Below are 21,492 nucleotides of genomic sequence, written 5' to 3' on the forward strand. Positions count from 1 at the left end.
ATCAACTCGCTGCCAACTACCACTCGATCCACCGCCGATCACCTACCACCCGATCGACCGCAAACCCGCTCCACACCTGCTTCTCCACCACTCAACATCACCACCGCCACTTGCGTTTCGGCGCTGTGTTTTGCAGCGAGGGGCGAACTATAGGCGGGTTCCCGGAGCTTGGCAACACCTTTGTCGTGACAGGCTGATGACGCGTTCGTGAAGAATAGCCGCCAGCCCAGTCTACGCATGGGATTGCGGCCGCAAAGGACTCGCAAGACGCGGCCCGAGATACCCGATGCCGTTACTCGGGTATTCCCGAGGTCACCCGGTTGGACTCTCCTTATTGGTGCTTGAACGTGGCGGCACGCTTCTCGACGAACGCGCGCATGCCTTCCTTCTGGTCTTCCGTGGCGAACGTGGCGTGGAACAGGCGGCGCTCCAGATGGACGCCTTCGCTGAGCGAGGTCTCGTAGGCCGCGTTGATCGACTCTTTGATCATCATGACGGTGGGCAGCGAGAAGCCGGCAATGGTTTCTGCGGCCTGGATGGCTTCGTCGAGCAGCTTGCCGGCGGGAATGACACGCGAGACCAGGCCGGCGCGCTCGGCTTCCTCGGCGCCCATCATGCGGGCCGTCAAGCAGAGGTCCATGGCCTTGGCCTTGGAGACTGCGCGCGGCAGGCGCTGCGTGCCGCCTGCGCCGGGCATGGTGCCGAGCTTGATTTCCGGCTGGCCGAACTTGGCGGTATCGGCGGCGAAGATGATGTCGCACATCATGGCCAGTTCGCAGCCGCCGCCGAGCGCGTAGCCGGCCACCGCGGCGATCACCGGCTTGCGGATGCGGCGAATGGTTTCCCAGTTGCGCGTGATGTATTCGTTCTTATAGACGGTGGCGAAGTCGTAATCGGCCATGGCGCCGATATCCGCACCGGCGGCGAACGCCTTTTCGCTGCCGGTAATGACGATGGCGCCGACGTTGGCGTCGGCATCGAAGGCGAGCAGCGCGGCGCCAAGTTCGTCCATGAGCGCATCGTTGAGCGCATTGAGCGCCTTCGGACGATTGAGCGTAACAAGACCAACGCGACCGCGCGTTTCGACCAGAATGTTTTCGTAGGACATGGAAGCTCCAGTTGGAATGGATGTAATATTAGCCGACCAACCGGTCGGTTAATCAATGAACCGATGACCGAGGAGGAGACAAGATGACCAGCCCGACCATTCTGCTTGACTGGCATGAACACGTGGCCACCATCACGCTGAACCGGCCCGATCAGCTCAACAGCTTCACGGCCGGCATGCACCGGGAACTGCGCGAAGCGCTGGACAAGGTGGAGCGCCAGCGCGCCCGCGCCTTGATCCTGACCGGAGCGGGACGCGGTTTCTGCGCGGGCCAGGATCTCTCCGAACTCAATGTCACGCCTGGGCAGATGACCGATCTGGGCCAACTCATCGACGAGCAATTCAACCCGCTGGTGCGCCGTCTGCGTGCCATGCCCTTGCCGGTGATTGCCGCGGTGAACGGCGTGGCTGCCGGCGCCGGCGCAAACCTGGCGCTGGCGTGCGACATCGTGATGGCCGCCGAGAATGCGTGCTTCCTCCAGGCCTTTGTAAAGATCGGGCTGCTGCCGGATTCGGGCGGAACGTGGTTCCTGCCGCAGCGCATCGGCGTGGCGCGGGCGATGGGGCTGGCGATGTTGGGGGAAAAGCTCGACGCCAAGACGGCGCTCGCCTGGGGTCTGATCTGGGGCGTTTATCACGACGCCAAGATTCTGATGACCGAAGTGAATTGCATGGCCGACCATCTGGCCAAGCAGCCGACCCGTGCACTGGCCGCCATCAAGCGCGCCATGCACGCGGCGCCCACACAGTCGCTGGACGCTCAACTGGACCTGGAGCGAGACCTGCAGCGCGAACTCGGCAACTCGCGCGACTACGCAGAAGGCGTGGACGCCTTTCTGAACAAGCGCGTAGCCCATTTCACTGGCGAATAAGGACATCAGCGTGACGGAAACGACCCTCCACGATGCGCAGGCGCTGGCTGAAGCCGCCTGCAAAAGCATGTTCGACGCCGATGCCTGCACGCGCTGGCTCGGCATGCGCGTGGAGGCGGTCGCACCCGGCTATGCCCGGCTGTCGATGGCAGTGCGGCCCGAATTCCTCAACGGGCATCGCACCTGTCATGGCGGATTGATCTTCACGCTGGCCGATTCGGCCTTCGCGTTTGCCTGCAACAGCCATAACCACAACACGGTGGCGGCTGGGTGCAGCGTCGAATTCCTGCGCCCGGCGCATGGCGGCGAGACGCTCACGGCCGAGGCGACCGAGCAGGTCTTGTCCGGCCGCCACGGCATCTACGACGTACGCGTGACAAACCAGGCCGGCGAAGTGGTCGCCATGTTTCGCGGCAAGTCTGCACAGATTCGCGGCCAGGTCATTCCGGTCCCTGGCAGCCCAGAATCCTAGTTCGACCCCGATATAAAGCCCACCCACAAGACCGCATCACCATTAGAGGACGCCTCAGAACCTGTTCACGATCCGTAGCGAGCGGCCCGAGGTTGGCCCGAGAAGCGCAACCGTACATGGGTACGGTGAGCATCGCAGGGCCAAGATCGGGACGCGCAGTAGGATCGTGAGCAGGTTCGCACGACGGCGCCCCGAGGAGACCACATGCGCCCCCGCTCGACCGACCTGCCGCTCGATCCGATCGAGACGGCCAGCCGTGACGCCATCCAGGCTCTGCAGCTTGAACGCCTGAGGCGCAGCCTCGCGCATGCGTATGAGAACGTGCCCGCCTACCGGGCCAAGTTCGACGCGGCGGGCGTGCATCCGTCGGATTTGCAGTCGCTTGCCGATCTGGCGAAGTTTCCGTTCACGACCAAGACTGATCTGCGCGACAACTATCCGTTCGGCATGTTTGCGGTGCCGCAGGACCGGATCGCGCGCATCCACGCGTCGTCGGGCACGACCGGCAAACCCACGGTTGTCGGCTACACGCTGGCGGACATCGATACATGGGCCGGCTTGGTGGCGCGCTCGATCCGGGCGGCGGGCGCCCGGCGCGGCGACAAGGTCCACGTGAGCTACGGCTACGGCCTGTTCACCGGGGGCCTGGGCGCGCATTACGGCGTGGAGCGTGCGGGGCTGACGGCCATCCCGTTCGGCGGCGGACAAACCGAGCGGCAAGTGCAGCTCATCTGCGATTTTCAGCCGCAGATCATCATGGTCACGCCCAGCTACATGCTGGCGATTGCCGACGAGTTCGAGCGCCAGGGCATGGACCCGGCCGCGTCGAGCCTGCAGATCGGCATCTTCGGCGCCGAGCCTTGGACCCCCGAAATGCGCAGCGCCATCGAAGCGCGCATGGGGCTTTCAGCGGTTGATATCTACGGCCTGTCGGAAGTCATGGGGCCGGGCGTTGCCAGCGAATGCGCGGAAACCAAGGACGGCCCGACCGTCTGGGAAGACCACTTCTATCCGGAGATCATTGATCCGAACACCGGCGAGGTGCTGCCCGACGGCGAATTCGGCGAACTGGTCTTCACGTCGCTGACCAAGGAAGCGATGCCGGTGGTGCGCTATCGCACGCGCGATCTGACGCGCCTGTTGCCCGGCACGGCGCGACCGGGCTTCCGGCGCATGGAAAAAATCACCGGGCGCTGCGACGACATGATGATCGTGCGCGGTGTGAACGTGTTTCCGTCGCAGATCGAGGAATTGATCCTGAAGCATGCGACGCTGTCGCCGCACTACCAGTGCGTGCTCGGCAAGGAAGGACCATTGGATACGCTGACGGTACGGATCGAGGCGGCGCTCGGCGCATCGGCGGACGCGGCCAACTCCGCTAGCAGCCAACTGGCGCGCGACATCAAGTCGTTGATCGGTGTGACCGCCGCGATCGAGATTCTGGCGAGCGGCGGGATCGAGCGCTCGGTCGGCAAGGCACGCCGCGTGGTGGACTTGCGGCGCGCTTAGCCCGCCTCGCCTCTTTTTAGCGGGTGGCGACGCCGACGCTGCCGCCCTTCGGCACGAGCACCCACAGGCGCCCCGCCTGCTTCATGCGCCCGGCCAGGTCGCCGGCGGCATCGCCATGGCCGAAGTAATAGTCGGCACGCACGGCGCCGCGAATGGCGGAACCCACGTCCTGCGCAAAAACGAGCTTTTGAATTGGATCAGTCGACAGCGGTTTGGTCGTCGACAGGAACACCGGCGAGCCCAGCGGAATGTACGTCGGATCGACTGCGATCGAGCGTTCGTCGGTGAGCGGTACGCCCAGCTTGCCGATCGGGCCGCCCGTGTTGCCGGGCGTCTCGGCAAAGAACACGTAGCGCGGGTTGATGTTGAGCATCTCTTCCACGCGGCTCGGATTGGCGCGCGCCCAGGCCTTGATGCCCTGCATGGTGGCCTGCACCGGCGTAATTTCGCCCATGTCGAGCAGCCAGCGCGCAAATGAACGGAACGGCTGGTTGTTCGTGCCGCCCACGCCCAGGCGCATGATGCCGCCCTCTTCCAGCTGGACCTGGCCCGAACCCTGAATCTGCAGGAACGCCGCTTCGACCGGATCGTCCACCCAGACAATTTCCTGCCCCTGCAGCGCCGGACTGCGGATCAACTGCGCGCGGGCCGGCAGCGTTTTGCCGCGCCACGCGGCGGGCATGCGGTACAGCGGCGTCTGATAGACACCGTGGCGGGTGCGCGAGCCGCGCAGCAGCGGTTCGTAATAACCGGTGATGAGGCCGCTGTCGGTGCCGTCGTCCTTCACCACGCGATACGGCGTGAAGTTGTCTTCAAAGAACACGCGCATGGCAATCGGGTCGCCGGCATCGACCATCAGGCCGGCGGTGCAGACACGCGACCAATCGGCGCGGCGCTTCATCGCCTGGCAGTTCGATTGCAGGGCGGGCCAGGCGGAGGCAAGGTCATCGGCGGTCCAGCCCGACACATCGGCCCAGGTAGCGGGGGCCAGATGCCCGCCGAGCGTGCCTGTGGGCGCTTGCGGCGTTTCGACGCGCGGCGGCGGCCCGCTCGTGCAGGCTGCCAGCATTGCTGCGACCAGGGCTGCGGCAAAGGAACCAAACCGGGCAGCCCATCGGCGGCGCAGATCGTTGCGGGCTGGTGTCAATGCGTCCAAGGTTGCTGCTGTCATGCGTGTTTCATCCTGTCCGGTGCGGCCGCGGGCTTGGCTACAATGCCTCGCACCCGAGCTTCCCGCCGTCGACCATGAGCCAATTCTTTGAAAACCATCCGATGATGCTGTTCGGCCTGGAGGCCGGCGTGGCGCTGTTCCTGCTGATCTTCATCGTGGTCTGGACGATGTCGGGCGCCAAGAAGCATCCGCGCCCGCTGCGTGCGCCGCCCGAGCACCCGTCACGCCACAGCGACGCTGCCAAGCCTTCGCAATCGACCGACGCAGCGCCAAAAGATTCTCAAGCCGCCAATTCCGACGCGCCCTGATTCCGATCAGTGCAGCATGCGCGGCATCACCAGCGCAAATTCGGGGATGGGCGCCTCGAAACGGTGGCCATCTTCGGCCACGCAGAAATATTCGCCGCGCATCGTACCCACGGGCGTCTTGATGGTCGCCCAGCTCGTGTACTCGAAGGATTCACCCGGCGGCAGCAGCGGCTGATGGCCGACCACGCCGAGGCCGTTCACTTCCTGCACCTGCTCTTCGGCGTCGGTAATCACCCAGTGGCGTGAGATGAGCTGGCTCGGCACGTCGCCGGTATTGCGAATGGTGATGGTGTAGGCGAAGGCGTAGCTGCCCTGCTCCGGCTCGGATTGCTCCGGCAGGTAGCGCGTCCGGACCTGGACGGTGAGTTCGTAGCTCGGCATGACGATCCACAATAAGAATGGCGCCCATTGTGCGGCATGGCCGTGGCACCGGCAAGGCGCGAGCGGACGGTCGATCCGGCTAAAATAGCGACCTCCTTTGCGCCTGCGCGCGCCTTATCCGTCTCCCATCATGTCCGTCGCCATCGATCCGTCCGGTTTCCGCATCGCCCCGTCCATCCTGTCCGCCGACTTTGCCCGCCTGGGCGAAGAAGTGCGCCGCGTGCTCGAATCGGGCGCCGACTGGATCCACTTCGATGTGATGGACAACCATTACGTGCCGAACCTGACCGTGGGCCCGCTGGTCTGCGAGGCGATTAGGCCGCACGCACAAAAGGATGGCAAGCCGGTGCCGATCGACGTGCACCTGATGGTCAGCCCGGTCGATCGCATCATTCCGGACTTCGCCAAGGCCGGCGCCGACCTGATCACCTTTCACCCGGAAGCTTCCGAGCACATCGACCGCTCGCTGGCGCTGATCCGCGACAACGGCTGCAAGGCCGGCCTGGTCTTTAACCCTGCCACGCCGCTGCACTATCTCGATCACGTGATGGATCGCCTGGACATGGTGCTGATCATGTCGGTCAACCCGGGCTTTGGCGGCCAATCGTTCATTCCCGAAGCGCTGAACAAGCTGCGCGCGGTGCGCCAGAAGCTCGACGCATACCAGGAAAAGACCGGCCGGAAGATCCTGCTGGAAATCGACGGCGGCGTGAAAGCCGACAACATCGCCGAGATTGCCAAGGCCGGCGCCGACACCTTCGTGGCCGGCTCGGCGGTGTTCGGCAAGCCGGATGCGGATGGCGGCTACCGCGGCACCGTTGGCGCGCTGCGCCAGGCCCTGGCTGGCGTGACGGCATGACGGGCACGCTGCCGGCCGGAGCAGTCCGAGGCGTCATCATCGATCTGGACGGGACGATGGTCGACACGGCCGGCGACTTCCACGCCGCCATCAACGCCATGCTCAAGGCGCTGGGCGCCACGCCGGACATGCCGGCCGAGGAAGTGGTGGGCTATGTCGGCAAGGGGTCGGAAAACCTCGTGCGGCGCGTGCTCGACGCACGCCTGCCGCCTGCCCAGGCCAACAGCCGCTTTGCGGAGGCTCTCGAGGCCTATCAGCGCGCGTACATCGCCATCAACGGCCAGTACGTAAGTGTTTACGACGGCGTGCGCGAAGGGCTGGCCGCATTGCGCGACCTTGGTCTGGCGCTTGCATGCGTGACCAACAAGCCACACGATTTCACGCAGCCGCTGCTCGCGCAGCTGGGGCTGGATGCCAGCTTCGACCTGGTCTACCCCGGCGATGCGTTCCCGTACCGCAAACCCGACCCCTATCCGATGCTGCGCGTGGCGGAGGCGTTTGGCCTGAGGCCGGCTGAAATCGTGGCCATCGGCGACTCGGAAAACGACGCCCGGGCGGCTCGCGCGGCCGGCATGCGGGTGCTTGCGGTGCCGTATGGCTACAACCACGGCCAGCCTATACAGGACGCCGGAGCCGATGCTATAGTCGACACACTTTTTGCGGCAGCCGAGTTGATCCGGCCCTATGCAGAGCCACACAACACAGTCTCTGCCGCTTCCAACTGACGATCCATGTTCCTGAATCGCAAACGCGTCGACGCTGGTGGTGACCGGGGGGCCTGGCCCTGGCGGCCCTGGCACGCCCTCGTCCGGGCGTAAGCGTTTGCACGGCTGCTGATCGTTCTTCCCCGGTTTCGGCATTCTGGCGCGTCATGAGCGCGCCGCCCAAGCCACCCTCGCGTCTCCTGCCCCAAACGCTGACCGCCCGCCGGTCTTCCGCCTGCCCGCTATCGGCTGCGGACGACCCTTGCGGGATCGCACGGTCGCTTTTACGACGTTCGCGCGTTCCCATCCCTGATGTTCTGCTAACGTTCCGACGGCATCATCGACGCTCTTGCGTTTGCCGTGGACCGAACGCATGCCGGCGGGCGAGCACCTGCCCGCCCGGCGAATCGACCTGACCGCTCATGACCGAACTCGAATTCAAATCGCTGGCCGACCAGGGCTACAACCGCATTCCGCTGATTGCCGAGGCATTGGCCGACCTGGAGACGCCGCTGTCGCTGTATCTGAAGCTGGCGCAATCGCACGACCGCGGCACGCACACGTTCCTGCTGGAATCGGTGGTGGGCGGCGAGCGCTTCGGGCGCTACTCCTTCATCGGCCTGCATGCGTGCACGCTGCTGCGTGTGAAGGGCAATCGCACGGAAGTCGTCACCGACGGCAAGGTGGTGGAAACGAACGAAGGCAATCCGCTGGACTTCATCGCCGCCTTCGAGCGTCGCCAGAAGGTGGCGCTGCGCCCGGGCCTGCCGCGCTTCTGCGGCGGCCTGGCCGGCTATTTCGGCTACGACGCCGTGCGCTTTATCGAGCCCCGCCTGGCCGAGACCGCCCCGCCCGACGATCTGCAGCTGCCCGACATCCAGCTCATGCTCTGCGAAGAGCTGGCCGTGATCGACAACCTGTCCGGCAAGCTCTACCTGATCGTCTACGCCGATCCGTCGAAGCCCGAGGCGTATTCGCACGCCAAGCAGCGCCTGCGCGCGCTGCGCACCAAGCTGCACCAGCCGGTGGATGTGCCGGTGACATCGCCGTCGGTGCGCACCGACACCATCCGCGAGTTCGACAAGGCGGACTACATCACCGCCGTGCTCAAGGCCAAGGAATACATCGCTGCCGGGGACATGATGCAGGTGCAGATCGGCCAGCGCCTGGTCAAGCCGTTCCGCGATGCGCCGCTGTCGCTGTACCGCGCGCTGCGTTCGCTGAACCCGTCGCCGTACATGTACTTCTACAACTTCGGCGACATGCAGATCGTCGGCGCGTCGCCGGAAATCCTGGTGCGCCAGGAAGAGCGCCGCATCCCGGCATCCACCAACGGCAACGGCGCCGACGAATCCGCCCGCATCGTGACGATCCGCCCGCTGGCCGGCACGCGCCCGCGCGGCAACACGCCCGAGCGCGACGCAGAACTCGCCACCGAGCTGCTCAACGACCCGAAGGAAATCGCCGAGCACGTCATGCTGATCGACCTGGCGCGCAACGACATCGGCCGCATTGCCGAGATCGGCTCGGTCAAGGTGACGGATCAGATGGTCATCGAGAAGTATTCGCACGTGCAGCACATCGTCAGCTCCGTCGAGGGCCGCCTGAAACCCGGCATGACGAACATGGACGTGCTGCGCGCGACCTTCCCGGCGGGCACGCTGTCGGGCGCGCCCAAAGTGCGCGCGATGGAGATCATCGACGAGCTGGAGCCGGTCAAGCGCGGCATCTACGGCGGTGCCGTCGGCTACCTCTCGTTCTCGGGCGAGATGGATCTGGCGATCGCGATCCGCACCGGCATCATCAAGGACGGCAATCTCTATGTGCAGGCCGCCGCCGGCGTAGTGGCCGATTCGGACCCGGATGCCGAATGGAGGGAGACCGAACACAAGGCGCGCGCCGTGCTGCGTGCGGCCGAGCAAGTGCAAGACGGCCTCGACGCCGATTTCTGAGGTTAAGGAGACCACCATGCTTTTGATGCTCGATAACTACGACTCCTTTACCTACAACATCGTCCAGTACTTCGGCGAACTCGGCCAGGATGTGCACACGGTGCGCAACGACGAGATCACGATCGAAGAGATCGAAAAGCTGAACCCGGAGCGCATCTGCCTGTCGCCCGGCCCGTGCACGCCGACGGAAGCCGGCATCCTGGTTCCGGCGCTCAAGCACTTTGCGGGACGCGTGCCCATCCTGGGCGTGTGCCTCGGACACCAGGCGATTGCCGATGCGTTTGGCGGCCGCGTGATCCGCGCGCAGAAAGTGATGCATGGCAAGGTCAGCACCATCGAAAACACCGGCGTGGGCGTGTTCGCCAACCTGCCGCGGCATTTCAAGGTGACGCGCTATCACTCGCTTGCCATTGAGCGCGAAACGCTGCCCGACTGCCTGGAAATTACCGCCTGGACTGAAGACGGCGAAATCATGGGCGTGCGCCACAAGACGCTGCCGGTGGAAGGTGTGCAGTTCCACCCGGAATCGATCCTGTCGGAACACGGCCACGCGCTGCTCGGCAATTTCCTGAAGGAACGCTTCTGATGCGCCGCGCGTGCGCGATGGCGCTGGCGCTGGCGATGATGGCAAGCCTGCCGGCGATGGCTGGCACGCTGGAGGCCTGCCGGGCCGCCCAGCCCGAGGCCGGCAACGTCGCCCAATGCGTGCAGACCGCACGCAAGGCGGCACAGACGGAACTGGCGTCGGCCGAATCGACACGCCGCACCGCACTCCGCGCCCGTATCGCTGCCAACAAAGGCACGGACCGCGGCGTCGCCATGGCATTCGACCGCACCGTGCGCGCACACCAACTCTACCGGCAGGCCGAATGCGACCTGCAACGCCGCCTGGCCCGCAATGCGCCCGATGCCGAACTGGCTGAAGCCGCATGCGAGGCCGATCTCTCGCGCGAGCGCATCGGCGCCTTGCGCGACGCCGCACAGCCGGTCACCCCGGCTGCGGCAACGGCTGCGCCCAACTGAATACGGAACGACCATGTCCATCACTCCGCAAGAAGCGCTCGTCCGCTGTATCGAACATCGGGAAATCTTCCACGACGAAATGCTGCACCTGATGCGGCTCATCATGCGCGGCGAGATGTCGCCCGTGATGGCCGCAGCCATCACCATGGGGCTGCGCGTCAAAAAAGAAACCATCGGCGAAATCGCGGCCGCTGCCACCGTCATGCGCGAATTCGCCACCAAGGTCGACGTGCCCGCTGAGGTGTCCGACCATTTTGTCGACATCGTCGGCACGGGCGGCGACGGCGCCAACACGTTCAACATCTCCACCGCCTCGATGTTCGTGGCGGCGGCGGCCGGCGCACGTATCGCCAAGCATGGCGGACGCGGCGTCAGCTCCAAGTCGGGCAGCGCCGATGTGCTGGAGGCGCTAGGCGTGAACATCATGCTCACGCCTGAGCAGGTGGCTGAATCGATCGAGACGGTCGGCATCGGCTTCATGTTCGCGCCCAACCACCACCCGGCCATGAAGAACGTCGCCCCGATCCGCAAGGAACTGGGCGTGCGCACGATCTTCAACATCCTTGGGCCGCTGACCAACCCGGCCGGCGCGCCGAACATCCTGATGGGCGTGTTCCATCCGGACCTGGTCGGCATTCAGGTGCGCGTGATGCAGCGCCTGGGCGCCAAGCACGCGGTGGTCGTCTACGGCAAGGACGGCATGGACGAGGTGTCACTCGGCGCCGCCACGCTGGTCGGGGAACTCAAGGACGGCGTCGTCACCGAATACGAAATCCATCCGGAAGACTTCGGGCTGCAGATGGTCTCCAACCGCAGCCTAAAGGTGGCCGACGCCGACGAGTCCAAAGCCATGCTGATCGAAGCGCTCGAGAACAAGCCCGGCACGCCGCGCGAGATCGTCTCGCTCAACGCGGGTGCTGCACTGTACGCAGCCAACATCGCCGGCTCGATCGGCGACGGCATGAAGCTGGCCCGCGAAGCCATCGCCTCGGGCGCCGCGCGCGCCAAGCTCGATGAACTCGTGCGCGTCACCAACCAGTTCAAAGCCTGATATGTCCGACATCCTGCAGAAAATCCTGGCCGTGAAGGCCGAAGAAGTGGCCGCCGCCCGCAAGCACCGCGACCTGCCCAGCGTGCGCGCCGAAGCCGAAGCCAACCGCACCGACAGCACGCTCGGCGCCCGCGGCTTTGCCAGGGCGATGCGCGACAAGATCGCCGCCGGCAACGCGGCGGTCATCGCCGAAGTGAAAAAGGCGTCGCCGTCCAAGGGCGTGCTGCGCCCGAACTTCAAGCCCGCCGACATCGCCCGCAGCTATGCGGAACACGGCGCCGCGTGCCTCTCCGTCCTGACCGATGAGCAGTTCTTCCAAGGCCACGCCGACTACCTGCGTGAGGCGCGCGCCGCCTGCACGCTGCCGGTGCTGCGCAAGGATTTCATGGTGGATCTGTACCAGGTGTACGAAGGGCGCTCGTGGGGCGCGGACTGCATCCTGCTGATCGTGGCCGCGCTGGACCAGGGCCTGATGGAAGAACTCGAAGCGTGCGCGCTGGAACTCGGCATGGACGTGCTGGTGGAAGTGCACGACGGCCACGAACTGGACCGCGCGCTGCGTCTGCAAACGCCGCTGGTGGGCGTGAACAACCGCAACCTGCGCACGTTCGAGACGTCGCTCGACAACACGCTCGGCCTGCTCAAGCACATGCCGGACGACCGCATCGTCGTCACGGAATCCGGCATCCTCACGCCGGACGACGCGCGCAAGATGCGCGCCGCCGCCGTCAACGCGTTCCTCGTCGGCGAAGCCTTCATGCGTGCAGACGACCCGGGCGCCGAACTGGCCCGCCTGTTCGCCTGAGTGCCGCACCATGGCCCGCGAGATTGAACTGAAGCTGGCCGTATCGGCCGGCACGCACGACGCACTGGTCGGCTGGCTGGACGCCAATGCGCAGGCGGCCGGCTCGGTGGAATTGGCGAATGTCTACTACGACACACCCGACCAGGCGCTGGCGCGCAGCCGTGCCGCATTGCGCGTGCGCCGTCAGGGCAGCCAATGGCTGCAAACGCTGAAGACCGCAGCCGTGAGTACGTCCGGTCTGAGCGCCCGCCACGAATGGGAGGTGCCGCTGCAGAACGACGCACTGTCCGTCGATGCCTTCGCTGCCAACAACGCCGCCGAAGCCGCCGACTATGTCCGCCCGCATGCGGCTGCGCTCGCCCCGCTGTTCCGCACCGACTTCACGCGCCGCCTGTGGCATGTCGCAGCGGATGGCGGTGAGATCGAGATCGCGCTGGATGCCGGGGCCATCCTCATCCCCGGCACCCAGGCACGCGAGCCGATCGACGAACTGGAACTGGAGTGGAAGCCCGCCGCGGGCAGCACGCTCACCGAAGACGCGATTGCCGAACGCCTGCACGCCTGGACGCAGAAGTTGCGCGCCGCTGTGACCGGCCTCGCGCCACTCGACATCAGCAAGGCGCAACGCGGCTACCAACTGTGCGCGAAAGCCACTGGGGGCCAGCCGTGACGCGACGCGCCCATCCGGCGCAAGCCGCCCTCTTCGACGAACCGGCAGCAGACACGACCGCCGTCGGTTTCACCCCGCTGGCCCAGCAGTTCGACGCCCTGCCCGCCGACTGGAAGGCAATCCTCACGCCGTGTATCGCGCAGACCAACTGGCCGGAGCTATGCGCCTTTGTCGATGGCGAGCGCGCAGCCGGCAAACCGATCTTTCCGACGGACGTTTTCCGTGCCCTGCACCTGACGTCAGTGGACGATGTGCGCGTCGTCATCCTCGGCCAGGATCCGTACCACGGCACGGGCACCGTCGATGGCCGTGAGATTCCGCAGGCGCATGGCTTGGCGTTCTCGGTGCCGGCCGGTGTGCGCGTGCCGCCCAGCCTGCGCAATATCTACAAGGAAATCGAAGCGGAATTCGGCTGCAAGCTGCCGAGCACCTCCGGCAACCTGGAAGGCTGGGCACAGCAAGGCGTGCTGCTGCTGAACACGGTGCTCACCGTCGAGCAAGGCCAGGCGGCAAGCCACGCCAAGCGCGGGTGGGAACGCATCACCGATTGCCTGCTGGAGCAACTCGCGCGCGTCGGCCACAAGCGCGTGTTCATGCTGTGGGGCAGCCACGCACAGGCCAAACGGGCGCTGCTGTCGGACGGGCACCTGGTGCTGGAGGCGCCGCACCCGTCGCCGTTGTCAGCGCATCGCGGATTCCTGGGGTGCGGGCATTTCAAGACGGCCAATGATTGGCTGGCGGCGCAGCACCAGCCGACCATCGACTGGCTGAAACCGCAGGCCGCGTGAACTGCGCGGGCCACGCAGCCCCATCGATGAGCCACCGAGCGTCGGCTTTGACTGTCTGAGGGCCGAGTTCGGCGCTCCAAGGCCCGACTTCGAGTCTCCGACATTCGAAGTCGACTCTCCGAGGCCCGGCTTCGACTCTCCGAGGTCCGACGCTTTGACTCTCCGAGGCCCACCGTTGACGCTCCGAAGGTCGTCTTCGACTGTCTGAGGGTCGCGCTCGACTCTCCGAGGCTCAAATTCGACTTTTTTCGGCTCGCGTTTGAGTCTTCAAGATCCGTCCTCGGCCCTCCGAGGCTCGACTTCGACCCTCTGACGCTGACCTTTGACGCTTAAACGCTGGATTTCGACTGTCTGTCGGTGGACTTCGGCTCTTTGAGCCCCGTCGTCGACGGTCCGAGGCTCAGCCCGGCCGCGCTAGTCCTTCGAAATACGCAGCGCACGCCCGAGCGCGCCGCAGCGCAATGCGATCTTGGACGTGTCAGCCCGCAGCGCCTGCAGACGGCGCTCCAGCAGGTGCATCGCCGACAGCGATTCCGATTCGGCCGCAGCGTCGACCATGCGGGAGCGTGCCGACTGATCGGCGAAGTCGGCTGCGCCCAGCTCCTGCGTGTCGCGCGGGCGCACGCCCCACCCACCTTCATGGACGGCCTGGTCGAAGCGCTCCTTGGCGCGCGTCAGGCTTTCGAGCGCGGCTTCTGCCGTCTGCTCGACCAGCGCCCGCGTATCGGCCTCGTCCAGTTCCTGCGCGCGTTGCCGCACAAGAATGCGCACCGCCGCGACGTGCGCCGCCACGAGGTAGTTCTGCACGATGAAGCGGTTCAGGTTGTCGACGGCGCGGTGCCGGCTCTTGGGCTCGTCGAGCATGCGCGCAAAGGCTGCGATGAGCCCGGTCAGCGATTCCATGAACTGCTTGCGCTGCACGCGATAGGCGAAGTCGTCCTTGAGCGTGCCGAGCAGCAAGTCGCGCGCGGCCTCGATAAAGCGGCGGTTGGTGCGCAGCACGTCGTCCACCAGCTTGGGCAGGTTGCGGTATTCCCAGCTCGGCAGGACATAGCTGAACGCGGTGGCGATGGCCGCGCCGATCAGCGTGTCGACCAGGCGTTCGCCAATGGCGCCCTTGCTGCCGGGCAACAGCAGGTTGATCTGGATGAGCACCTGCACGCACGCCGCAATGGCCGTGTAGCGGTAGCGCACGGTGACGAACGCGGCGCTGGCGGCCGTCGACAGGTACAGCACGCCCATCAGGATCCACGTCGAATGGGTGAAGCGCAGGATCACCGCTGCGATCACGCAGCCGATCAGCGTGCCGAGCACCCGGTCGAAGTTGCGCTGGCGCGTCATGCTGAACGTCGGCTTGAGGATCACGACGATGGTCAGCAAGACCCAGTAGCCGTGCGAGCTATACGGGAGATGGTCGGCAATCCACAGCCCCGCCGCCACGGCCATGGAAATGCGCAGCGCAAAACGCAGCACGGGCGAGCGCCACGTCAGCTCTTCCAGCACCAGCCGCAACTCGTATTTCTGGCGCGTGAGAAACGGCGTCATGTCGGGGCGCAGCAGCACCTGCGACAGCTCGACCGGCGTGGCGGTGGCAGCGTGCAGCTGCGCCATGAGGCGGATCGCGCCCCGCACCGTCGCCACCGACTCTTCGAGCGCGGCAATCGCCTCCATCGGCACGCCGTGATGGTTCTGCTGCAGTTCGTGCAACGCGTCTTCAATGGCGGCCACTTCGCGGTCGTACGACAGCGGCGTGGGCGACGGCCTGTCACGGCCGACGGCATAGGCCACGCCTTCGATGTCCATGCGCATGCGTTCGATCACGTCGCGCAGCAGACGCATCACCTCGGCGTCGGCCAGCCACTGGCGCAGCAGCGGGTAGTCGGTATTGGACGACAGCAAATACTCGTAGATGTCCAGCATCCGCATGTGGATCTGCACGAGACGGCCATCGCTGGCGGTGCGGTTGTCGCGGAAGACGAAATCGCGCGCCACCTGCTGCTTGTCGGCCACCGAAATCTGCTGGCGCACGAGCGCATTGAACTGCTCGTCGAAATCCTTGGACGCGTCGTAGAAGCCGGCCTTGCGTTCCACGTAGACAGCCAGTTCGTAGAGGCATTCGGCCAACACCTGCTCTTTGATACGGCGGCGCTGGCCCCACGCCACCGCCATCGCAAACGCCATATAGCCGATGGCGCCGAGGAAGAACTGCAGTGTGTGCTCCACGGCTTCGCGGAAGGCGAATTCCTCGGTGAACGTGAGCGTCATGACGAACAGCGCCGCAAACTGCAGCGGCATCGTCTTGTTGCCGTACGCCACCATGAGCCCCGCCAGGAAGCTCACCACCACGATCACCGCCGGAAGGATCGCGTACGGCGTTGCCACCGCCACGAGAAACGTGACGGCCGTCGTCAGCAGCACGCACGCCATCATCTCGTTGAACTTGTGCCGCAGCGGGCTGGGCAAATCCATGAGGCTCGTGCACAGCGCGCCGATCGACACCACCATCGCGCCCTGCAGGTCCATCACCAGCAGCGCGAGCAGCGTCAGGCCGATCACGCCGGTGGCAGTACGGATGCCGCGCGAAACGTAATGGCTGTAGAGGAACGTGCGTGGATCGTGGACGTAGTCCATCGGGCTACGGCGTCAGGCTGACTTGCCGCGTGCCGCACGCGTGCTGCGCGCCGCTGCCCGTTTGCCCAGCCATGCCGAGCGCAACGGCGAAGGCTCGGACGCGAGCGCCAGCGTGAACTGCGGCGTGGCATCCGCAGCCAGCGTGACGTCGAGCTGCATCAGTTCGTCGCGGCGGAACACGTGCACGGGGACGGTGTCGCCGGCGCGGTGGCGCGCGAGCATCTTGTCGAGCTGGCCGGTCGGCACACGCAGGCCGTCCAGCGCGACGACGAGGTCGCCGGCAGACAGACCGCCTTGCTGTGCCGGGCTGCCGTCAAACACCTGCTGCAGCTTGACGTAGCCGTTCTCGGTGCCGGTCTTGACGCCCAGGGCAAGCGCCGGGTCTGCCGCCTTGCGCGTGGCGCTCACGCCCATCGCCTTGAACAGCGCCGGCAGCGGCGGGTCGTCACGCCCCTCGGTCAACTGGCGGACCAGCGTGCGCAGGCGCACACCGGTGGTCTCTTCCATCAGGGTGATGAGCCCGGCTTCGGTCACGCCGCGCTGCGCGTGGCCGGCGGCGTAGAAGTCGCGGCCATACGTTACCCACAGGGCACGCATCACGTCGTCGAGCGAACGTTCGCCGTGGGTCTGCGTGCGGATCGTCAGGTCCAGCGCCAGCGCCACCAGCGAGCCCTTGGTGTAGTAGCTGACGATGGCGTTGGGCGCGTTTTCGTCCTGGCGGTAGTACTTCGTCCAGGCGTCGAAGGAGCTTTCGGCCACGCTCTGTTTGAGGCGGCCGCTGCCGCGCAGCACACCATTCCACGTCTTGCCGAGCATCTCCAGATACTGCGCTTCGGAGATCAGGCCCGAGCGCACCAGCATCAGGTCGTCGTAGTAGCTCGTGAACCCTTCAAACAGCCACAGCAGCGGCGTGTGGACCTCGCGGTCGAGCGCGTACGGCACGAAGGTGGCCGGCTTGATGCGCTTGACGTTCCAGGTGTGGAAATACTCGTGGCTGACGAGACCCAGGAAGGTGCGATAGCCCTCGGTGGTTTCATCGCGACCAGTGACGGGCAGATCGGCGCGCGCACACATCAATGCGGTGCTGGCGCGGTGTTCCAGGCCGCCATAGCCGTCGGTGGTCACCATCGTCATGAAGACGTAGCGGCGGTTGCTGTCGAGGAACGGCGCCGTGGCGGTCTGCGGCTCGAACAGGCGGATCTGCGCTTCGCAAATGCGCTTGAAATCGCGGGCGATGCGTTCCAGATCGAGGTTCGGCACACGGCCGGTAAAGACGGCGTCGTGCTGTGCGCCGCAGGCTTCGAACGACACCAGCTCGAACGTGCCCATTTCGACGGGGTGGTCGATCAGCTCGTCGTAATTGGCCGCTTCGTACCAGCCAAAACCGTAGCGCTTGGCGCCGGCCTTGCCCTGGACGCGGCCGGTCGCTTCGCGCAGCGCGGTGGCGACACGCCAGCCGCGGTAGGCCTCTCCGGCAGGCGGCTGGATGTCGACCAGGCAACGTTGGTCATCCGCGCCTTCCACACGCAGGAACACCGACGTGCCGTTGAAGAAGCCGTGCGTGGCATCCAGGTGCGCGGCACGCACCGACAAGTCCCACGCATAGACGTCGTAGGAAATCGTCAGCGGCCCGGTGCACGGCGCGGCCCACCACGTGTGCTTGTCGACCTTGGTCAGGCGCACCGGCCTGTGGGCGGACGACGCCTCGATCCGCACGATGTTGCGCGCGAACTCGCGGATCATGTAGCTGCCCGGAATCCACGCCGGCAGCGAAAAGCGCTGGCCCTGGCTGTCGGGCGCGTCAACCGTGACGGTGACGGTGAAAACGTGCGCCTCGGGCGCGGCGGGGGCGATGGTGTAGCGGATCGGCTTCATGGCGGACATTGTAGCGTTGCCGTCCCACGCTGCCGATGGCAAATCGTCCGCAAACCCCGCCTGCCAGCCTATCGGTTGACGTCGACCACGACGCGCCCGCGCATCTTGCCGGCCATGATGTCGTGGGCGGCGTCGATGGCCTCCGACAGCGTCACTTCGCGCGTGATGGCAGCCAAGCGATCGGGCAGCAGATCGGCGGCCAGACGCTGCCACGCGGTCTGGCGCAGCGCGCGCGGGGCCATCACGCTGTCAATGCCGCACAGCGTCACGCCACGCAGGATGAACGGCGCCACCGTGGCCGGAAAATCCATGCCCTGCGCCAGCCCGCAGGCCGTGACCACGCCGCCATAGCGCACCTGTGCGCAGGCGTTGACCAGCGTGTGCGAGCCCACCGAATCGACCACTGCCGCCCAGCGCTCTTTCTGCAATGGCTTGCCCGGGGCGGCAAGCTCGGCGCGGTCGACGACATCCGTCGCGCCCAGCGCCTGCAGGAAATCGGCCTCGTTCGTCTTGCCGGTCGACGCCACCACGCGATAGCCCAGCTTGCCGAGCAGCGCCATGGCGATCGAGCCCACACCGCCCGAGGCGCCCGTCACCAGGACTTCGCCGTCGCCGGGTTTCACGCCGGCACGCTCCAGCGCCAGCACGGACAGCATCGCCGTGTAGCCGGCCGTGCCGATCGCCATGGCCTGCCGCGCATCGAGCCCCGCCGGCAATGCGACCAGCCAGTCGCCGGAAAGCCGCGCCTGCTGGGCAAGACAACCCCAGTGCGTCTCGCCGACGCCCCAGCCGTTGAGCACCACCGCATCGCCGGTCCGCCAATCCGGATGCGACGAATCGAGCACGACGCCCGCGCCGTCGATACCGGCCACCATCGGCCACTTGCGTACGACCGGGCCTTTGCCGGTGATGGCCAGGCCGTCCTTGTAATTGATGGTCGACCAGTCCACGCGGACCAGCACGTCACCGGCGGTCACGTCGTTGGCCAGCGCTTCGGGTGTGGACAACGCTGCGTCATCGAGGTCGACGATGTGGGCCAGGGGCCCGCCATCCTGCTTTTCCAGCATCAGCGCGCGAAACGACATGCCAAGTCTCCGAAGGTGAGGTGAATGCAAGCGCCCAAAGAAAAAGCGCCGGATCGACCGGCGCTTCCTTCGTGCGAATTACGACTTCTTGAGCGCGGCGAACTTGCGCTCCAGCGTGGCCGCATCGATCAGGCCCGGCGCCCGCGAGCCATCCGGGAAGATGATGGCCGGCGTGCCGGTCACGTTGAGCTGTTGGCCGAGCTTCAGGTTGGCCTCGAGCGGCGTATCGCAGGTGCCGGCGCCGCCCGGGGCGGTCTTGGCGGTCATCCAGTCACGCCAGGCCTTGGCGCGGTCAGCCGAGCACCAGATCTGCTTGGCCTTGGTGTTCGAGTCTTCCGACAGGATCGGGAACAGGAAGGTGTAGACGGTGACGTTGTCGACTTGCGTGAGCATCTGCTCCAGCTTGTGGCAGTACGGGCAGTTCGGATCGGAGAACACGGCGATCTTGCGGGCGCCGTTGCCCTTGACCCACTTCACGGCGCGGTCCAGCGGCAAGTCGGACCACTTCACGCGGTTCAGCTCGGCCAGGCGCTCTTGTGTGAGGTTGGTGGCGGTCTGCGTGTCGAGCAGGTCGCCGTTGAGCACGTAGCGGCCGGTGGCATCGCTGTAGACGACCTGGCTGCCGAGGTTGATCTCGTACAGGCCGGCCAGCGGCGACTTGGTGACGCTCTTGATCTCCACGTTCGGGCCCAGGGCCTTCTGCACGGTGGCCTTGACCTTGTCCAAGGCGGGCTCGGCGGCACCGGCGCTCAATACATAGCCGGCGCCAATGGCTGCCACTGCCACCGCAGAGGCGATGGCCGCCACCCGAATACGAAACGACATAACGACTCCTGGAACCCCGAAAAACCACAAATCCGCTGAGATGGCCTCAGCCGAGTGCGTGCTTGATCAACAAGCGTTTGATAAATGGCGTCATGCCCACCATGCGCATCCCCGCGTTGCGTACCGTGCGGGGCAGCGCGCCCGGCAGGGCGAACAGTTTGTGCAGACCGTCCGTCGCGGCCGTGAGCGAAAGCAGATCTTCGCGGCGGGCACGTTCGTAACGGCGCAGCAACCTCAGATCGCCATGATCGCGCATGGTTTCACGTTCCGCCATCACGCGACCGATTTCGGACACATCCCGCAGCCCGAGGTTCATGCCCTGGCCGGCCAGCGGATGGATCACATGGGCCGCATCGCCTACCAGCGCCACGCGCGGCGCGACGGCCCGGCTGGCGTGTTGCAGCACGAGCGGAAAACCCTGCGCAGGCGTGATGTTCGACAAGCGTCCGAAGCGAGCGGCGATGGCGCCACCCGCCGCAGCTTCCACCGCGCGGCACAACGCCTCGGGCGACAGCGCGAGCAATTCGCGGGCGTGGTCCTCGCTGGCAGACCACACCATCGACACGCGCCGATCGGGCAGCGGCAGCATCGCGAGAATCTCGCCGCGTACCGGGGCGGCGTCATCCGTGGCGGCGGCCTGCTCGGCGGAGGCGCCAAGGAACCATTGCCACGCGGTGTCCTGATGCCAGTGTTCGGCCTGGAAGTTGGCGACCACGCCAAGCTGGCGATACGGCTTCGCTTCGGCCTGGATGCCGGCCTGCTCGCGCACCCACGAATGCTTGCCGTCGGCGCCGATCACGCATTCCGCGCGGATCGTCTGCCCGTCCGCCAGCGTCAGCCGCACGGCGTCGGCTTCCATTTCGAAACCGGTGGCGGCATGCGGGAAGGTCTGCACCGTGTGGGCAAAGCGCAGCGCCGTTTCCAGCGCGCGCTCGACCAGCGACGATTCGGCAATCCACGCCAATTGCGGCGTGCCGGCTGCGTAGGCGGAAAAGTGCAGGTCGGGGTGGGCGTGCTCGCCGCGCGCGGCAGCGTCATCGCCGAAGATGCGCATGTCGTGCACCGGCTGCACGCGCGTCATGTCGAGCGCCGGCCAGATGCGCAACTGGTCCAGCAGCGCCTGGGAGCTGGACGAGAACGCGTAGACACGCGCGTCCCAGGCGTCCGGCCCGGCGGGCGCGGCGGCTGGCGCGGGCGGTGCGATATGCGCGATGCGCAAGCCGATCTGCGCCAGCCGCAGGGCGCAGGCACGCCCGACGATGCCGCCGCCCACCACGGCCAAGTGGTAGGGCGCAGCCTCCCGGGAAGCCGCCTTGGAAGAGGAAAACGCGGGTGTATTCATGGTGAGCCGATTATAGCGGCGGGGGGTGTTGCGGCCTTGCGGGCGCGCAAAAGTGTCGCGC

General features: G+C 66.0%; 21 protein-coding genes. 13 read left to right on the top strand and 8 right to left on the bottom strand.

Annotated elements, in window-relative coordinates:
- Nucleotides 1–331 precede the first annotated feature (331 nt).
- Nucleotides 332–1,108 carry an enoyl-CoA hydratase gene (locus N511_RS0115580; protein WP_027680165.1) on the bottom strand — a complete coding sequence of 259 codons (777 nt, stop codon included), beginning with the start codon at nucleotides 1,106–1,108 and terminating at the stop codon, nucleotides 332–334.
- Nucleotides 1,109–1,191: 83 nt separating this feature from the next.
- Here N511_RS0115580 and paaG point away from each other — a divergent pair, with 83 nt between their 5' ends.
- The 3 genes from paaG to paaK all read left to right on the top strand — a co-directional run bounded on the left by paaG (nucleotide 1,192) and on the right by paaK (nucleotide 3,961).
- On the top strand, nucleotides 1,192–1,980 hold the full coding sequence (paaG, locus tag N511_RS0115585; RefSeq protein WP_027680166.1) for a 2-(1,2-epoxy-1,2-dihydrophenyl)acetyl-CoA isomerase PaaG: 789 nt from the start codon (nucleotides 1,192–1,194) through the stop codon (nucleotides 1,978–1,980).
- Between the two features lie 4 nt (nucleotides 1,981–1,984).
- Nucleotides 1,985–2,452: a hydroxyphenylacetyl-CoA thioesterase PaaI gene (gene paaI / locus N511_RS0115590; RefSeq protein WP_027680167.1), complete on the top strand. Its 468-nt coding sequence runs from the start codon at nucleotides 1,985–1,987 to the stop codon at nucleotides 2,450–2,452.
- Between the two features lie 204 nt (nucleotides 2,453–2,656).
- The gene (gene paaK, locus N511_RS0115595; protein ID WP_027680168.1) at nucleotides 2,657–3,961 is read left to right on the top strand and encodes a phenylacetate--CoA ligase PaaK; all 1,305 of its coding nucleotides are present in this window, start codon (nucleotides 2,657–2,659) and stop codon (nucleotides 3,959–3,961) included.
- 16 nt (nucleotides 3,962–3,977) lie between these two features.
- On the opposite strand, the gene mltA is transcribed toward paaK, so the two are convergent.
- A complete protein-coding gene (mltA, locus tag N511_RS0115600) occupies nucleotides 3,978–5,132 on the bottom strand; it encodes a murein transglycosylase A (RefSeq protein ID WP_027680169.1) in 1,155 nt (384 codons plus the stop codon).
- A gap of 74 nt (nucleotides 5,133–5,206) precedes the next feature.
- Here mltA and N511_RS0115605 point away from each other — a divergent pair, with 74 nt between their 5' ends.
- On the top strand, nucleotides 5,207–5,440 hold the full coding sequence (locus N511_RS0115605; RefSeq protein ID WP_027680170.1) for a hypothetical protein: 234 nt from the start codon (nucleotides 5,207–5,209) through the stop codon (nucleotides 5,438–5,440).
- A gap of 6 nt (nucleotides 5,441–5,446) precedes the next feature.
- Here the strand turns inward: N511_RS0115605 and apaG are convergent, their stop codons facing one another.
- On the bottom strand, nucleotides 5,447–5,821 hold the full coding sequence (gene apaG, locus N511_RS0115610; RefSeq protein WP_012436492.1) for a Co2+/Mg2+ efflux protein ApaG: 375 nt from the start codon (nucleotides 5,819–5,821) through the stop codon (nucleotides 5,447–5,449).
- 130 nt (nucleotides 5,822–5,951) lie between these two features.
- Between apaG and rpe the strand changes: the two genes are divergently transcribed.
- The 9 genes from rpe (at nucleotide 5,952) to N511_RS0115655 (ending at nucleotide 13,673) form a co-directional block, all read left to right on the top strand.
- A complete protein-coding gene (gene rpe, locus N511_RS0115615; protein WP_037027058.1) occupies nucleotides 5,952–6,680 on the top strand; it encodes a ribulose-phosphate 3-epimerase in 729 nt (242 codons plus the stop codon).
- Nucleotides 6,677–7,405, top strand: a complete 729-nt coding sequence (locus N511_RS0115620; protein WP_027680172.1) for a phosphoglycolate phosphatase — start codon at nucleotides 6,677–6,679, stop codon at nucleotides 7,403–7,405. Before rpe ends, N511_RS0115620 begins: the two co-directional genes overlap by 4 nt.
- 401 nt (nucleotides 7,406–7,806) lie before the next feature.
- Nucleotides 7,807–9,336 (top strand): anthranilate synthase component I, encoded by a 1,530-nt coding sequence (gene trpE / locus N511_RS0115625; protein WP_027680173.1) that lies wholly within the window; start codon nucleotides 7,807–7,809, stop codon nucleotides 9,334–9,336.
- 16 nt (nucleotides 9,337–9,352) lie between these two features.
- Nucleotides 9,353–9,922 (top strand): aminodeoxychorismate/anthranilate synthase component II, encoded by a 570-nt coding sequence (locus N511_RS0115630; RefSeq protein ID WP_027680174.1) that lies wholly within the window; start codon nucleotides 9,353–9,355, stop codon nucleotides 9,920–9,922.
- Nucleotides 9,922–10,359 carry a lysozyme inhibitor LprI family protein gene (locus N511_RS0115635; RefSeq protein ID WP_027680175.1) on the top strand — a complete coding sequence of 146 codons (438 nt, stop codon included), beginning with the start codon at nucleotides 9,922–9,924 and terminating at the stop codon, nucleotides 10,357–10,359. The genes N511_RS0115630 and N511_RS0115635 overlap by 1 nt, the downstream gene beginning before the upstream one ends.
- A gap of 13 nt (nucleotides 10,360–10,372) precedes the next feature.
- Nucleotides 10,373–11,410, top strand: a complete 1,038-nt coding sequence (gene trpD / locus N511_RS0115640) for an anthranilate phosphoribosyltransferase (RefSeq protein WP_027680176.1) — start codon at nucleotides 10,373–10,375, stop codon at nucleotides 11,408–11,410.
- A gap of 1 nt (nucleotide 11,411) precedes the next feature.
- Nucleotides 11,412–12,215 carry an indole-3-glycerol phosphate synthase TrpC gene (gene trpC, locus N511_RS0115645; protein WP_027680177.1) on the top strand — a complete coding sequence of 268 codons (804 nt, stop codon included), beginning with the start codon at nucleotides 11,412–11,414 and terminating at the stop codon, nucleotides 12,213–12,215.
- Nucleotides 12,216–12,225: 10 nt separating this feature from the next.
- Nucleotides 12,226–12,885 carry a CYTH domain-containing protein gene (locus N511_RS0115650; RefSeq protein WP_027680178.1) on the top strand — a complete coding sequence of 220 codons (660 nt, stop codon included), beginning with the start codon at nucleotides 12,226–12,228 and terminating at the stop codon, nucleotides 12,883–12,885.
- The gene (locus tag N511_RS0115655; RefSeq protein WP_027680179.1) at nucleotides 12,882–13,673 is read left to right on the top strand and encodes a uracil-DNA glycosylase; all 792 of its coding nucleotides are present in this window, start codon (nucleotides 12,882–12,884) and stop codon (nucleotides 13,671–13,673) included. Before N511_RS0115650 ends, N511_RS0115655 begins: the two co-directional genes overlap by 4 nt.
- Nucleotides 13,674–14,087: 414 nt before the next feature.
- Here N511_RS0115655 and N511_RS0115660 read toward each other — a convergent pair whose 3' ends face one another.
- The 5 genes from N511_RS0115660 to N511_RS0115680 all read right to left on the bottom strand — a co-directional run bounded on the left by N511_RS0115660 (nucleotide 14,088) and on the right by N511_RS0115680 (nucleotide 21,431).
- Entirely contained in the window at nucleotides 14,088–16,304 is a 2,217-nt protein-coding gene (locus N511_RS0115660; protein ID WP_027680180.1) for an FUSC family protein, read from the bottom strand.
- A 12-nt stretch (nucleotides 16,305–16,316) separates the two neighbouring features.
- The gene (locus N511_RS0115665; RefSeq protein WP_027680181.1) at nucleotides 16,317–18,179 is read right to left on the bottom strand and encodes a M61 family metallopeptidase; all 1,863 of its coding nucleotides are present in this window, start codon (nucleotides 18,177–18,179) and stop codon (nucleotides 16,317–16,319) included.
- 68 nt (nucleotides 18,180–18,247) lie between these two features.
- A complete protein-coding gene (gene acuI / locus N511_RS0115670) occupies nucleotides 18,248–19,264 on the bottom strand; it encodes an acrylyl-CoA reductase (NADPH) (protein WP_027680182.1) in 1,017 nt (338 codons plus the stop codon).
- Nucleotides 19,265–19,342: 78 nt separating this feature from the next.
- Nucleotides 19,343–20,089, bottom strand: coding sequence for a DsbC family protein (locus N511_RS0115675; protein WP_009241994.1), 747 nt, complete (start codon nucleotides 20,087–20,089; stop codon nucleotides 19,343–19,345).
- A 46-nt stretch (nucleotides 20,090–20,135) separates the two neighbouring features.
- Entirely contained in the window at nucleotides 20,136–21,431 is a 1,296-nt protein-coding gene (locus N511_RS0115680) for a UbiH/UbiF family hydroxylase (protein ID WP_027680183.1), read from the bottom strand.
- Between the last annotated feature and the right edge of the window lie 61 nt (nucleotides 21,432–21,492).

The sequence above is a fragment of the Ralstonia sp. UNC404CL21Col genome, from assembly GCF_000620465.1.
Classification (GTDB): domain Bacteria; phylum Pseudomonadota; class Gammaproteobacteria; order Burkholderiales; family Burkholderiaceae; genus Ralstonia; species Ralstonia flatus.